We start from the raw sequence: 13146 nt of genomic DNA on the forward strand, positions 1-13146 counted from the left end.
CTGCTCGACGGCGGCGAGTCGATCAAAACCGTGTCGGAACTGCTCGGGCACGCGGACCCCGCGTTCACCCTTGCGACGTACACGCACCTCATCCCAGAGAACATCCCTCGGACCAAGGGCGTGATCGACGGGTTCCTGGCCCAACTCCGTGACGACGGATCTGGCCGCTGGTAGACTGTTGACGTTGGCCCGCTCAAAGGCCGACAGTATGGGTAGCAGTGCCCCGGTAGGCGCTGCTCCTTCAAATGGATCATGAAGGACGGCCCTTCTCACGGGCCTACACGGAGCCCCTCGCAGCGGGCTTGGATAGCCGGGCCGTTTAGCCAAGTCGCCGGCAGCAATACCTAAGTTCAGCCTCTCTTGCAGGGTGTCCTCAACAGACTACCGGGGCCGGTCTTAGTTCAACCAGCGGATTTGCTGGTCGAGCTGAGGCATGCGCCCATCCGACCAGCCAGAGGCGGAAGGCACCTCGGTGGTCGTCGAGATCGTCATCATCAGCGTCGTTGGCGCGATCGCTAGTGCTGCGGCCGCGATCGCCAAACACAGGTACGACTACAAGAAGACTTGTGTCCTCGCGGAGAAGGCTGACTCGGAGAACATCGCGGAGATCGCGAGAGCCGTATTTCCGACAGCTGCTCCCCAGACCCGTGTGACACGTCAAAACCGATCAGACAAAGCCTCCGCGACGAGCCGTAAGCAAGCACCGCGTGAGGCGATTGAAGACGACAGGGGCAAGTCTGGCCTCTCGCCGAACGGTTGAACCCACATGCCTGCCGACACACGGATCTAGAGCCCAGTTCGGATCACCCTGTCACATGGAACGCCAGGCGGCCGGTGACCGTGGAGCTGATCATGGCTCGGTGAGGGGCCTACCGATCCGGGCGAACGACTTCGACCGGAACTACTGGAAGCCCGCACTCGTCGGGGCGGAGGTGCCCGCAGGCCGGTACGAGAACGGCATGCACAACCTGCGCCACCTGTACGCCTCGGTCCTGCTCGACGGCGGCGAGTCGATCAAAACCGTGTCGGAACTGCTCGGGCACGCGGACCCCGCGTTCACCCTTGCGACGTACACGCACCTCATCCCCGAGAACATCCCGCGGACCAAGGGCGTGATCGATGGTTTCCTGGCCCAGCTCCACAGTGACGGCCCGGAGACGGCCCAAGTCCCCGCCGAGAGCCGTTAGCGCAGCTCAGATCATGTTCCCGGACAAATCGACAAGATTTTCTGGGAAACCAAGCAGGGCTGAGCTCAGAGTCTTGTAAACGACGCTGACCAGCGAAACCTTCTTCGTCGGTCAGCGTCGTTTTCTTCTCCTGGGCCGTTCAACGGCCCTTAGACCGGCGAACACGGGATTCCGTAGCTTCTGCAGACCCTCTTGCCTCGTCGAAACCAGATCGATCGTGGTCACCATGGCGAACGGTCGTGTTTCCGCCCGCGGCCGAAGACCCTCGCGAGTTCCGTACAAACACCGTACAGTGGATAGCGATGGATCGACGGGTGGGCAAGGAGAGGTGGCGAGATGTCGATCAAGGAAGCACGCCTCGACTTCAGGCTGGACCCAGAGGTCAAGGCCCGCATCGAGCGAGCAGCCAAGTTGACCAGCGAGTCAGTGAGTTCGTTCGTCGTACAAGCAGCCGCTACAGCAGCGGATGACATCCTGGCACGCGAGGATGTCACCTTCATGCCGGCCGAGCAGTTTGACGCACTAATGGCGGCACTTGACACAGTCGACTCCGCACCCGCCTTGGCACGGCTCAGTCAGCGTGACCGGAGGTATGTACGCAAGTGACCGCGTGGACCTCCGCATCCCTGGACGCACATCACGATCTTCACGAGTTCGACTGCGGCGTGCCCGTACTGAACGAGTGGCTGAAGGGTCACGCCATGAGCGCGGCCAACCGGGGAACGGCTCGAACCTACGTCTGGACTGACGCCGACAGTGATCACGTGGTGGCTTACTACGCGATCACTCCCCATGTGGTTAAGCGAGACGAGGTGTCCAGCAAGCTTGCATCCGGCCTCGCCGTCATACCTGGATACCTGTTGGCCGAGCTTGCTCTTGATCAAAGCCTGCATGGCCAGGGGCTAGGCGGAGAACTGCTGCATGACGCTCTGAGCAGGATGGTCGAGGCGGCTAATGTCGCGTCCGGTCGTTTGATCGTGGTTGATGCGATCGATGACACGGCAGCGAAGTTCTACCAGCGGTACGATTTTCAGCCTGTGAAGGACAATCCGCGCAGACTCGTGATCAAAATCGCGGCGGTGCGTCATGCGCTCGGTCCGTGAACTAACTCAGACACTCACCTCCCTGGTCAGGACCCGCAAGTGCAGTTCAAGGCATGTTCCCGGACAATCGACAAGACTTTCTGGGAGACCGAGCAGGGACTGAGCCCTTCCTGGTCTTGCTGAACGGCGCCGTTCCCCTGGAAGGGAAGCGGCGCCGTTCGTCGTTCCGGGCAGTCGCGATTACGCCGCCTCCCGAACCTTGCCGATCACCTCGAAGTCCGTCCCGGTGACCGAGATCCCCTCAAACCGCAGCCGAACCTGCTCCTCCCCCTCGACCGCGGCATCGACAACGGTAGGCACCTCGAACTCAACCGATGTCTCACCAGCACGGACAACGGCATGAATCCCAAGCTGAGTAGCGGACAACGGCCGGGAAGGCAACGCCTCCTCACCCGAGTTCCGCAGGAGCCACTCGGCATCAACGTCCGTAGTGGACAGTTCAGCCCCAGAGGCAGGCACCACAGGCACCCCACCAAACGCAACCGCCGAGTCGACCGGCGAAGACAGGCTCAGCCTCCACTTCAGCGCACCACCCTCCACCACGCTGTCCGCGACAGGAGCGACAGTCACCTCAGGCGCAGGATCGTCGTTGAGCACCAGCAGACCACCAGTAGCGGAACCGACGACCGCGTTGGAGATCGCCTGCACGGACACGGGATGCCAGACGTCGAAGCTCCACCTCGTGTTGCCGGCATAGCCAACCGGCACCTCGGCCCGTTGCTCACCCGGCTTGAGCGTCACGAGCTTCGTCGCGGGCTGACCGCCGGCCTCGGTGTAGAAGAGCCTGATCACGCGAGTCCCGTTACCACCGGCCGTGACGACGATGTTGCGGGTCTGCGCGCCGGAGTCGCCCTCGTCGACGAGCGTGACGACGGCGTCGACACGGGCCAGACGCGTGGGAACCACCGGGACAAGTCCCGGGTCCCACCCGTAGGCATCGATCAGCCAAGCCTCGCCGGCCGGAGACGAGGGAACCAGTTCCAGCGAAGCCACGCGCCCGACACCCGAGGGCAGTGGAACGCGAACTTCCTGCGCCCACAACGAACTGGTGCGATCCGATCCGGGCAGACCGGTCACCGAGACGGACCCGAGCGAGTGCTTACGTCCACTGTGGTCGATCACGGAGACGTCGAAGCGGGTGGCCGCGGCGTTCGGCGGAACGGCCAGGCGGAGTGCCAGGTCGCGTGAGCCGTTCAGCGACACCGGTGCGGAAGGTGTGACCACCCCGGCCTGGCCCGCGACCGACCACTTCAGCGCGACCGACAGGCGTTCGGGCTGTGCCACCGCGCCGCGGAACCCGACGAAGTGCGGCGAGCGCGTGGCGCTGCAGGCAAGAGCGGCGTCGCGGGACGTCTGCTGGCAGATCCGCGCGCTGCCGGACGCCTGGGTGGCGCCGTCCGGCACGACGAACGACTTGCGGTCGCCTCCGATGGCGTGCGAGAGGACGCGGGCCGGGTCGGCGGACGGCGCGCGGACGCCGGAGCCGTCGAGCAGCGGCAGCACGGACTCGTCGCGGCCGAGGAACAGGCGCGCGGACGCCGCGAGGTAGGTGGCGCTCATCGTCTGCTGCTGGTCGGCGGTCAGGCGCGTCGGGGCACCCGGGGTGCACAGCGGGTCCGGCTGCTGGCCCGGCCAGAAGTCGTCGATCGCCGGCGCCTCCGCCTGGCCGGGCGTCCATTCGCTGTTGAAGTAGTTGTGGTTCGCGCCGACCATGTAGAGGGCGCTGTGCAACGCGTCGCCACGGCTCAGGCCGCGTGTCTGGTCCACGAAGACCTGGCCCTGCAGGTCGGAGACGTCGCCGTCGCAGCCGGGCAGGAACGTCACCGAGGGGACGTCCGGTGCCGGGTTGTGGCCGAAGATCGTGGGGCCGATCAGCACGTCGCCGCGGATGTTCCAGCGCACCGGGCCGCTGAACCCGGTGTCGCCGGGTGGCGGGGTGAGGCTGTCGGTGGCGGCGCGGTTGACGCCCTCACCGCCACGCGAATGGCCCACCAGCAGCACCTTCGCCATGTCGGCGGCCGGTGCGGCCTTCACGGCCGCGGGCACGGTGCCCCTGCCGGACGCCCAGTCCGCCCACTTCGCCAGGTGGTGGCGCACCAGCGACGAACGGCCCTGTGCGCCCGCGTCGGCGGCGAACGAGTCCTGGGCGTTGACACCGTTGGCGGAGATCGACACCGTCAGATAACCCTGCGAAGCCAGCAACCGCTGCGCCTTCAGGTATCCCTTGTGGCTCGGCACGGCCGTCGAACCGGCGGGGCACGGCCAGCTCATCTGGATGTTGTTCGGATCGGACCCGCTGTAGCAGGTGAAGTGCCTGCCGTGCAGGAAGAGCACCAACGGCCGCTTGCCCGGCGCACCCTTGGGCGCGACGACGACGGCCTCCATCTCGATCGGCGCCGCGTACTCGGGCAGCCTGATCGAGTCGAGCGCGTACTCGCCGGTGCTGGTGGCGTACGGGCCCGGTGTGCCGGGATCCACGTCCGCCGGTGGCTGCAACGCCGGCAGTTCGGGCACGGACAGGCCGGCCGTCGGCGGCTGCACGACGTCCAGGCGCTTGCCCGCCGACCGCACCTGGAGCGCGGCGGGGTCGGTCAGCGCGGCCTTCAGCGTGAAGGACCGCAGGTTCGCCGACTCCTGGGCACGTCCCAGGAACCGGTCGCCCTCCCAGAACTCCACGCCCGCGTCGAGCAACGGCACGGGCGTGGAGGTGGTCCACCGGATCACGTCTCCGGAGACGGTCCAGCCAGGCGAGGAAGGTGGTTCCGGCGCAGCCGACGCGGGCAACGCCGGTAGTACCGCGGCCAGCAGAACGGGTATCAAGAACGCGATTGTGCGACGCATGAGCGGGTCCCCCTCAAAAAGGACGATCCACTCCGTTCTAGCGACGTCGCACAGCACCCGGCACGCGATTCCGGCGGAATCCGCCAATCAAAACGACAACCAGCCGGGAGTACTACGCCGTTCAGCCCAAGGCCTGGGTTTCAACCTCTTCCGCCCGGAAGATGGTGGTCCAGGTCGACTCCAGCACGGACACGACGCTCCCCATCGCCGCGCCGCGCTCCTCGGACCCGATCCGGTGCGGTTCCGCGAGCCCCTGCCAATCCAGCACGTACCCCATCGTCATTCCCCCTCAGAACTGCGATCAGGACTTCCCAGGAAAGCAGGCGGTCCCGGCAGTGCGCCCGCATTTCGAGCACAGCCGAAATGCCACCGGCGTCCGGTGCCCAGGGATTTTCGCGCGAATCAGGCTCGCCCTCTGGGGCCCGTGTCGCGCTCGTTCTGGCTCAGCTTGTTCCAGGTCGAGGTCAGCTCCGTGCGGATGCGTGCGACACGAACCCCGAAGGCCTCGCGGATCTCCTGGGCGTCGACCTCGTCGGGGGCGCCGTGGTGGGGGTGCTCGGCGGTCATGGCGCGCTGGGTACCTCGAAGCAGGACTCCTCCAAACGTGCTCCCCGTCACTGCCTAGGATCGAACAGGTGAGCACCCACCTCTACCTGCTGCGTCACGGCCAGACCGAGTGGTCCGAAAGCGGCAGGCACACGGGACGCACTGACATCGAGCTGACGCCCGAGGGCGAGCAGCAAGCACGCCGCGCGGGCGCCACGCTCGCACGGCTCAGAGGCACCGACCAAGCACCCGCACTCGTGCTGACGAGTCCCCGCAAGCGCGCCACCAGGACGGCCGCGCTGGCCGGCCTGGAGGTCAGCGCGACGACCGAGGACCTGGCCGAGTGGGACTACGGCGACTACGAGGGCATCACCACGCCGCAGATCCGCGAGCGCGTGGCCGGCTGGACGGTGTGGTCGCACCCGATGCCGAACGGCGAGACCCACGCCGAGGTGCAGGACCGGGCGCGCAAGGTGCTCGGCGAGGTCCGCAAGATCCTGCCCGGCGGCGACGTCGTGCTGGTCGGCCACGGGCACTTCAGCCGAGTGCTGATCGCGGCGTGGCTGGGCCTCGCGCCCGACCAGGGCGTCCACTTCGGACTGGATCCCGCCGGCATCTGCCAGCTGGGCGACGAGCGGGGCGACCCGCAGGTGCGCAGGCTCAACGTGCCCGCGTGGGAGGTGTGATGATCCGGCGGGTCGAACCGCGTGACGTCGACGCGGTCGTGGGCCTGGTCCACGAACTGGCGCTGTACGAGAAGGCGCCCGAGCAGTGCCACCTCACCGCGGAACAGTTGCACACCGCGCTGTTCGACGAGAGCGCCGCGCTGTTCGGCCACGTGGCCGAAGTGGACGGTCAGGTCGTCGGGATCGCGTTGTGGTTCCTGAACTTCTCGACGTGGGACGGCGTGCACGGCATCTACCTCGAAGACCTCTACGTCACGCCGGACCAGCGCGGCAACGGTCTGGGCAAGCAGCTCCTGGAAGCGCTTGCCCAGGAGTGCGTCGCGAAGGGCTACACCCGCCTGCAGTGGTGGGTGCTCAACTGGAACGAGCCCAGCATCGGCTTCTACAAGTCGCTGGGCGCGGTGCCGATGGACGAGTGGACGACGATGCGCGTCGCGGACGAAGCCCTGGTCAGGCTCGGCTCTGCACGCTGAAGGTTGACGGAAGGTCTCAAAAGGCTCACGAAAAGGGAATTCCACACAGGACGGGTCCACGTCCCTGGCAGCGTCCCCGCAGCCGATCCCCCGGCACAAGCAAGCGTGGAAAGAAGGAAAGTCCGTGGACCCGTCACAGCCGACTCTCACCGAGGCGGACACCGCCGCACTGCTCGGGACGCTCGCCGTCTTCGGCATCATCGGCCTGATCATCATCGTCATCGCGATCGTCGTCATGTGGAAGACGTTCGTGAAGGCCGGCCAGCCGGGCTGGGCTGCCATCGTGCCGATCTACAACCTCTACGTGATGACGCAGATCGGCGGCCGTCCCGGCTGGTGGACCGTCCTGCTGCTGATCCCCGGCGTGAACGTCGTGGTGCTCGCGATCCTGTCGATCGACATCGCGAAGTCGTTCGGCAAGGACGCCGTCTTCGGCATCGTGGGCCTCTGGCTGTTCAGCATCGTCGGCTACGCGATCCTCGGTTTCGGCAACGCGCAGTACCGCGGCCCGGCGGCTCTCGTCGGCGCCCAGGGCGCGTACCGGGGCTGACACGCCTGACCACGGCCAGGCCGGGCCACGAAGTCACCCTGTACTTCGGGCCCGGCCTTCGTCATGTCCGGGAACGGTCAGACCATTCCGACGGCGCCGTACGTCGACGCGTCGGCGGCGGCGGACGTACCGGGGAGTTCGCCGTCCGACCTCCAGTGGGCGGCGAGCACCAGCCCGGGCTCCAGCAGTTTCAGGCCGCAGAGGAACTCCTCCACGTCCTGCTTGGACCGGGGCACGAGCGTCGACCCCATGTCGTCCCCGAGGCCGACCAGCCGGCCGACGAGTTCCGGTTCCACGTCCTTCGTGAGGTGTGTCAGAGCGAGGACGCTGCTCTCGGACAACGCGGCCCGGTAGCGCGCGATGACGCCCGCGGGCTCGTCGGCGACGTACGGCAGGACGCCTACCATCAGCACGGCGGCCGGCTGGGTGAAGTCGATGAGACGGCGGGTCTCCGGGTGCCGCAGCACGGCGCCGACGTCGCAGATGTCGGACTGCACGATGGCGGCGTTGAGGTTGTCGCGCAGCATCGTGCGGGCGTGGGCCACGGTCACCGGGTCGCTGTCGACGTAGACGACGTTGCACGACGGGTCGAGCGACTGCGCGACCTCGTGGACGTTGCCGGCGGTCGGGATGCCGCTGCCCAGGTCGAGGAACTGGCGGATGCCGTACTCCTCGACGCACAGGCGCACCACGCGGCGCGAGAAGGACCTGATCGTGCGCGCCATCTCGGCGACGGGGAACTTCTGGATGATCTGCTCGGCCAGCACGCGGTCGACCGCGAAGTTGTGCGCTCCACCGAGGTAGTAGTCGAACAGCCGAGCCACGTTCGGGCGTTCGGAATCGCCTTTTGTCGTCACCCGCTGCGGGCCGTCCTGCACTGGGCACCTCACCATGCTCCCGAGCGGCGCGAACGCTGGAGGCACGGTAACTGGCTACTCCGTTCGTGTCCATCCACCATTAGTGGTCACGTAGGGTGATGACCCCCGGCCGGAGCCGGGGGCCATCGCAGGGTTACCGCTGGTCGAGCAGGGTGCGTCAGACTCCCGCGTACTGGGTGATCCAGCTGCGGTAGGGGCCGTGGTTGACGCTGGTGTAGTTGGAACGCGTCGAGCGGTCCGACGTCGAGGCGACGCCGACCTGGCGGCCGTTGGCGAACATCGGGCCACCGGAGTCACCGCCGGCCGCGATGCCGTCGACCCTGGTCACCGAGATGGCGACGCCACCGCGGTAGTCACGGCCGTTGGTGGTCGTGACGCGCGTGTTCGCGACCTTCAGGTAGCGCGACTGGCAGTTGATCTCCGGCTGGTTGGTGCACGTGGCACCCCAGCCGTAGAGCTGCACGGTCTGGCCGGCCGTGACGTTCGCGACGAGCGGGGCGAACGGGCCGGACATCGCCGGCGAGACCCTGGCCAGCGCCAGGTCGGCCGACGGGTGCTTGATGATCTGGCTGGCGGTGACCATCTGGCCACCGGAGGTCTGGTCCAGGCTGCCCGCGCGGAACGTGTAGGTGGCGCTGCTCGCCACGCAGTGCTCAGCCGTCAGGATCCAGTTGGGAGCGATCTTCGTGGCGGAGCAGTTCTCCCGCCCGTTGGCGAACAAGCGCGCCGCGTAGGGGAAGTTCTGGGCGTAGCTTCCGCCAATGATCATCGGCTGCATGTCCGGGTTCTCCGGAGCGGCCGTGGCAGTGGCAGGAGCGAGGGAGAGAGCCGCCAGGACGGCGCCCGCGATCGCAATGGTCAAACGCATGGTTGGTCACCTTCTGAGTGCAGGGAGTGGTTAAGCAACCACTCACAGCTTCACCCGGCCGTGTGACTGTGACCACCCTCCGTTAGTCGGCTTTGTCGTCTTCCGATACGTCGTCGAAGCCCATCGCCCACTTGCGGCCGTCATTGGTGAACAGGAAGACGAGAACGACGACGCAGTAGATGCCGCCCAGCGAGCCGAGCAGCGGCTGCTCCGAAGGCCCGTAGGCGTACCAGGCGCAGCCGAGCAGCAGCAGCTGCGTGACGATCACGGGCGAGCGAGCGCCGTGGTGGCCGCGGAACAACAGGACCGTCGCGAGGAGCGCTCCGCCGAACCAGAGCACGAGCACACCGGCGGCGCCGAGGATCGGGCCGGCGGGCGTCGATCCCCCGATCACCCGGATGACGAGCGCGACGGCCAGCGCGATGCCGCCCAGGGCCTGCACGAAGGTGAGCGCGGACGCGATGCGCACCGCGCGCGGCGGCGCCTGGAGCTGAGTGGTCACGGGAGACCTTTCATCACGTTCTGTACTGGTCACGGATCGTAGGCCACCCGGTTGGAGGGCTCTCCCAGCGCGTCTCGCGCGGGAAGATCAAGGGGCCTTCAGCGAGCCGGCGGTCGTCCGGGGTGCACTCGGCTGCGAGGTGAACGCGGTGCTGACGGAAGGGAGATATTCGCCACTTTCGTGAGGCTGTAGCCACCCTGAGGGAGGACATGCGAGCCGCGGACGGTCACGCACTGTCTTACTCTCAAGTAGTGCGCGCTCTTCTCGTGGTGAACCCGCAGGCGACTACAACGACGCCGGCGGGTCGTGACGTGTTGGCGCACGCACTCGCGAGCGACGTGAAGCTGGAGGTCATCGAGACCTCCTACCGCGGCCACGCGGCGGACGCCGCCCACCAGGCGGCGGCGGACGGGTTCGACCTGGTCATCGCCCACGGCGGCGACGGCACGGTCAACGAGGTGGTCAACGGCATCCTGCGCGGCGGCCCCCGGCCCGAGAAGCCGATGCTGGGCGTCGTGCCCGGCGGTTCGGCCAACGTCTTCGCGGGCGCGCTCGGCATTCCGCGTGACCCCGTCGAGGCCACCCACGTACTGCTGCAGGCGATCGAGCACAGCACCAGGCGGCGCATCGGCCTCGGTCAGGTCTTCGCGGACGTCATCGAGAACGGCCGCTGGTTCACCTTCAACGCGGGCATGGGCCTCGACGCCGACGTCGTCGCCGGCGTGGAACACAAGCGCGCCAAGGGCCGCAACGCGAGTCCCGCCCTGTACTTGAGCGTCGCCCTCGGGGCGTACGCGCAGCTCGTGCGCAAGCCGCAGCACTTCACCGTCGAGATTCCGGACGAGGCGCCGTTCGACGACGTCGGCATGGTGTTCGTGTCGAACACCGACCCGTGGACGTACTTCGGCGACAAGGCGATCCAGCTCAACCCCAGCACGTCGTTCGACGGCGGCCTGGGTTTGAGTGCGTTGAGGACTTTGCGGGTACCCACCGTCGGGCGCTACATCGCCCAGGTCCTCGCGACGGGTAATCCGAAGGGCGGGAATCTCGTTCGGCGTGATGACGTGGGTTATGTCAGAGTGAAGTGCGAGGAGCCGGCGAACCTGCAGGTCGACGGAGATTTCCTCGGAACGACCACGGCGGTGGAGTTCCGGGCGGTCCCGGACGCGTTGACTGTTGCCCTGTAAGGACCTTTACAGTCCGTGATCAGTTCGTGACCGTCTCGGTACCCAGCCGGGATGTACTGCAGTCGAGTGACAGCAGAGCGTGAAACCCCAGGTGAACGCTGTCGATCTTTTGGGTGAGTTCACTCACCGGGTCAGTGGTTACCCCTTGACATCCCAGCCGTTCGTGAAAGCATTCACAAGCACCCCAAAAACGACCGCTGACAACCGGCGTGCCTTTGTGCGCGCCCACTCGCTGAGGAGTAGTTCCAATGGACTGGCGCCACCGCGCGATCTGCCGCGACGAGGACCCCGAGCTGTTCTTCCCCGTTGGGAACAGTGGTCCCGCGCTGCTTCAGATCGCCGAGGCGAAGACCGTCTGCCGCCGCTGCCCCGTCGTCTCCGACTGCCTCGCGTGGGCACTCGAGAGCGGCCAGGACGCCGGCGTGTGGGGCGGGATGAGCGAAGACGAGCGCCGCGCCCTCAAGCGCCGCAACGCCCGCACGCGGGCCCGCAGCAACGCCTGACCAGGCAGTTAGCCGCGAACCAGCTAAACAGCGTTTGATCCTTATAGGAGAAGCCCGACACCGTGCCAGGTGTCGGGCTTCTTTGTTTGCACACCCTCCCGCATGACCACGTGAGACCGCTGAGGCTGGCCGTCACGTGTGCACGGCGTTAGTTTAGCGCCGCCCTCTGAGCGGCACGCGCAGGACCGCCTCAGTACCGCCTCGGGGCCTTCGCCGCAAGCTCAAAGAGCCTCTCAATTCGGAATCAACAAGGGTCCGAACGATCTGCAAGCCCAGCCGGTCGGTGCGTTCCAGCGAGAAACCCTGCGGAAGGCCCTTGCCGTCGTCGGTGATCGTCACGTCGAGCCATTTGGCGGACCGCTCGGAATGCACGACGACCTCCCCGCGCTGGCCAGGGGCGTAGGCGTGCTCGAACGCGTTCTGCACGAGCTCGGTCAGCACCATCACCAGCGGGGTGGCGATCTCGGCCGGCACGATGCCGAACCCACCCTCGCGGCGCACGCTGACCTGGGTCTCGGTGACCGCCACGTCGCTCATCATCGGGATGACCTTGTCGACCACGTCGTCGAGGTCGACGCGCTCGTCGACGCTCATCGACAGCGTCTCGTGAACCAGTGCGATGGAGGTCACACGCCGAACCGACTCGGCCAGTGCCTCCTTCGCCTCCGGGTTGCTCAACCTGCGGCTTTGCAGCCTCAGCAGAGCTGCGACGGTCTGCAGGTTGTTCTTCACCCGGTGGTGGATCTCGCGGATCGTCGCGTCCTTGGACATCAACGCGCGGTCGCGGCGGCGCACTTCGGTGACGTCGCGGCACAGCACGATGGCGCCTGCGGCCTGCCCGCGTGGCCTAAGGGGCAAAGAACGGAACAGCACCGCGGCACCACGGCGTGACTCGGCCTCCATGCGCATCGACGGCTGGCCGTCCAGCGCCTGCCTGATGCGCTGAGCTACCTCGGTGGCGTCGAACGGGTCGCCGATGAGACTGCGCGTCAACGGCGCCAGGTGCACACCCACGAGGTCCGACGCGTGCCCCATGCGGTGGTAGGCCGACAGCGCGTTCGGCGAGGCGAACACCACCGCGCCGGACGGGTCGAGCCTGATCAGGCCGTCGCCGACGCGCGGACTGGTGTGCACGTCCGGCGAGGGTTCGGGCGCGGGGAACGTGCCGTCCGCGATCATCTGGCACAGGTCGGCCGCACTGCCGAGGTAGGAGATCTCCAACGGCGACGGCACGCGCGGCACCGCCAGGTTGGTGCTGCGGCTCAGCACGGCGATGACCTGCGTGCCCAGCCGCACCGGGATGGTCTCGCGCCGCACCGGCACGCCCAGGTGCCAGCGCGGGTCCTCCTCGCGGCAGATCCGCGACTCGTCCATGGCCCGGCGCAGCTGCGGGTGGTCCTCCGTGTCGACCTCGCTGCCGACGACGTCCTCGGGGTGGGCCGTGGGCGCCGTCGTGGGACGCGCCTGGGCGACGCAGAGGAACTTGCCCTCTTCGAGCGGAACCCACATGACGAAGTCCGCGAACGAGAGGTCGGAGAGGAGTTGCCACTCCGCGACCACCAGCTGGAGGTGGTCGACGGCGGCGCCGGAGAGCTTGGTGTGCTCGGCCAGCAGGTCCGTGAGCGTGCTCAGAACTCCTCCATGAGAAACTGGTGGATGAAGCAGTTCTTGATCCTAGGAGACTCCCATGTCGAAGCGTGCTCGCAAGCGCCGCGACCGCAAAAAGGGCGGCGCCAACCGAGGCAAGCGCCCCAACGCCTGAGTGCTGCGAAAGGCCCTGGACACCACCACGGTGACCAGGGCCTTTCGTCTTGCTCGGGTC

The 13146-nt window shown here is 67.1% G+C and carries 17 protein-coding genes; 10 read left to right on the forward strand and 7 right to left on the reverse strand.

The genetic code is table 11. The annotated features are described in order from the left end of the window. Window positions 1-433 precede the first annotated feature (433 nt). The 4 genes from LX88_RS00005 (at window position 434) to LX88_RS00020 (ending at window position 2290) form a co-directional block, all read left to right on the forward strand. Entirely contained in the window at window positions 434-760 is a 327-nt protein-coding gene (locus tag LX88_RS00005) for a hypothetical protein (protein ID WP_258945876.1), read from the forward strand. Window positions 761-860: 100 nt separating this feature from the next. Then, window positions 861-1187 (forward strand): tyrosine-type recombinase/integrase, encoded by a 327-nt coding sequence (locus tag LX88_RS00010; RefSeq protein WP_258945877.1) that lies wholly within the window; start codon window positions 861-863, stop codon window positions 1185-1187. Window positions 1188-1523: 336 nt separating this feature from the next. Continuing rightward, window positions 1524-1793 carry a type II toxin-antitoxin system TacA family antitoxin gene (locus LX88_RS00015; protein ID WP_258945878.1) on the forward strand — a complete coding sequence of 90 codons (270 nt, stop codon included), beginning with the start codon at window positions 1524-1526 and terminating at the stop codon, window positions 1791-1793. Next, complete coding sequence (locus LX88_RS00020; protein ID WP_258945879.1) at window positions 1790-2290, forward strand: GNAT family N-acetyltransferase; 501 nt, start codon at window positions 1790-1792, stop codon at window positions 2288-2290. The genes LX88_RS00015 and LX88_RS00020 overlap by 4 nt, the downstream gene beginning before the upstream one ends. A 180-nt stretch (window positions 2291-2470) precedes the next feature. On the opposite strand, the gene LX88_RS00025 is transcribed toward LX88_RS00020, so the two are convergent. The 3 genes from LX88_RS00025 to LX88_RS00035 form a co-directional block, all read right to left on the reverse strand. Further along, window positions 2471-5131 (reverse strand): alpha/beta hydrolase family protein, encoded by a 2661-nt coding sequence (locus tag LX88_RS00025; protein ID WP_258945880.1) that lies wholly within the window; start codon window positions 5129-5131, stop codon window positions 2471-2473. A 121-nt stretch (window positions 5132-5252) separates the two neighbouring features. Next, entirely contained in the window at window positions 5253-5408 is a 156-nt protein-coding gene (locus tag LX88_RS00030) for a hypothetical protein (protein ID WP_258945881.1), read from the reverse strand. 125 nt (window positions 5409-5533) lie between these two features. Continuing rightward, complete coding sequence (locus tag LX88_RS00035; protein ID WP_258945882.1) at window positions 5534-5698, reverse strand: hypothetical protein; 165 nt, start codon at window positions 5696-5698, stop codon at window positions 5534-5536. Between the two features lie 68 nt (window positions 5699-5766). Here LX88_RS00035 and LX88_RS00040 point away from each other — a divergent pair, with 68 nt between their 5' ends. The 3 genes from LX88_RS00040 (at window position 5767) to LX88_RS00050 (ending at window position 7386) form a co-directional block, all read left to right on the forward strand. After that, window positions 5767-6363: a histidine phosphatase family protein gene (locus LX88_RS00040; protein WP_090067366.1), complete on the forward strand. Its 597-nt coding sequence runs from the start codon at window positions 5767-5769 to the stop codon at window positions 6361-6363. Next, window positions 6363-6836, forward strand: coding sequence for a GNAT family N-acetyltransferase (locus LX88_RS00045; protein WP_258945883.1), 474 nt, complete (start codon window positions 6363-6365; stop codon window positions 6834-6836). The genes LX88_RS00040 and LX88_RS00045 overlap by 1 nt, the downstream gene beginning before the upstream one ends. Window positions 6837-6960: 124 nt before the next feature. After that, a complete protein-coding gene (locus LX88_RS00050) occupies window positions 6961-7386 on the forward strand; it encodes a DUF5684 domain-containing protein (protein WP_258945884.1) in 426 nt (141 codons plus the stop codon). Between the two features lie 77 nt (window positions 7387-7463). Here LX88_RS00050 and LX88_RS00055 read toward each other — a convergent pair whose 3' ends face one another. The 3 genes from LX88_RS00055 to LX88_RS00065 form a co-directional block, all read right to left on the reverse strand. After that, on the reverse strand, window positions 7464-8279 hold the full coding sequence (locus LX88_RS00055) for an SAM-dependent methyltransferase (protein ID WP_258945885.1): 816 nt from the start codon (window positions 8277-8279) through the stop codon (window positions 7464-7466). 142 nt (window positions 8280-8421) lie between these two features. Further along, a complete protein-coding gene (locus LX88_RS00060) occupies window positions 8422-9132 on the reverse strand; it encodes a S1 family peptidase (RefSeq protein ID WP_258945886.1) in 711 nt (236 codons plus the stop codon). Between the two features lie 82 nt (window positions 9133-9214). Further along, entirely contained in the window at window positions 9215-9634 is a 420-nt protein-coding gene (locus LX88_RS00065; protein ID WP_258945887.1) for a hypothetical protein, read from the reverse strand. A 251-nt stretch (window positions 9635-9885) separates the two neighbouring features. On the opposite strand from LX88_RS00065, the gene LX88_RS00070 reads away from it, so the two are divergent. Next, window positions 9886-10821 (forward strand): diacylglycerol/lipid kinase family protein, encoded by a 936-nt coding sequence (locus tag LX88_RS00070; RefSeq protein ID WP_258945888.1) that lies wholly within the window; start codon window positions 9886-9888, stop codon window positions 10819-10821. Window positions 10822-11069: 248 nt separating this feature from the next. Then, complete coding sequence (locus tag LX88_RS00075; protein ID WP_015104912.1) at window positions 11070-11324, forward strand: WhiB family transcriptional regulator; 255 nt, start codon at window positions 11070-11072, stop codon at window positions 11322-11324. A 153-nt stretch (window positions 11325-11477) separates the two neighbouring features. On the opposite strand, the gene LX88_RS00080 is transcribed toward LX88_RS00075, so the two are convergent. Beyond that, the gene (locus tag LX88_RS00080) at window positions 11478-12956 is read right to left on the reverse strand and encodes a PAS domain-containing sensor histidine kinase (RefSeq protein ID WP_258947573.1); all 1479 of its coding nucleotides are present in this window, start codon (window positions 12954-12956) and stop codon (window positions 11478-11480) included. Between the two features lie 55 nt (window positions 12957-13011). Here LX88_RS00080 and LX88_RS44515 point away from each other — a divergent pair, with 55 nt between their 5' ends. Then, window positions 13012-13086 carry a 50S ribosomal protein bL37 gene (locus LX88_RS44515; protein WP_369809028.1) on the forward strand — a complete coding sequence of 25 codons (75 nt, stop codon included), beginning with the start codon at window positions 13012-13014 and terminating at the stop codon, window positions 13084-13086. The last annotated feature ends 60 nt before the right edge of the window (window positions 13087-13146 follow it).

The sequence above is a fragment of the Lentzea californiensis genome (assembly GCF_024648825.1).
Taxonomy (GTDB): Bacteria; Actinomycetota; Actinomycetes; order Mycobacteriales; family Pseudonocardiaceae; genus Lentzea; species Lentzea californiensis.

Coding starts and splice junctions, on each gene's coding strand:
- LX88_RS00005 (WP_258945876.1), top strand. CDS start 434: ATGCGCCCATCCGACCAGCCAGAGGCGGAAGGCACCTCGGTGGTCGTC.
- LX88_RS00015 (WP_258945878.1), top strand. CDS start 1,524: ATGTCGATCAAGGAAGCACGCCTCGACTTCAGGCTGGACCCAGAGGTC.
- LX88_RS00025 (WP_258945880.1), bottom strand. CDS start 5,131: ATGCGTCGCACAATCGCGTTCTTGATACCCGTTCTGCTGGCCGCGGTA.
- LX88_RS00030 (WP_258945881.1), bottom strand. CDS start 5,408: ATGGGGTACGTGCTGGATTGGCAGGGGCTCGCGGAACCGCACCGGATC.
- LX88_RS00035 (WP_258945882.1), bottom strand. CDS start 5,698: ATGACCGCCGAGCACCCCCACCACGGCGCCCCCGACGAGGTCGACGCC.
- LX88_RS00045 (WP_258945883.1), top strand. CDS start 6,363: ATGATCCGGCGGGTCGAACCGCGTGACGTCGACGCGGTCGTGGGCCTG.
- LX88_RS00055 (WP_258945885.1), bottom strand. CDS start 8,279: ATGGTGAGGTGCCCAGTGCAGGACGGCCCGCAGCGGGTGACGACAAAA.
- LX88_RS00060 (WP_258945886.1), bottom strand. CDS start 9,132: ATGCGTTTGACCATTGCGATCGCGGGCGCCGTCCTGGCGGCTCTCTCC.
- LX88_RS00075 (WP_015104912.1), top strand. CDS start 11,070: ATGGACTGGCGCCACCGCGCGATCTGCCGCGACGAGGACCCCGAGCTG.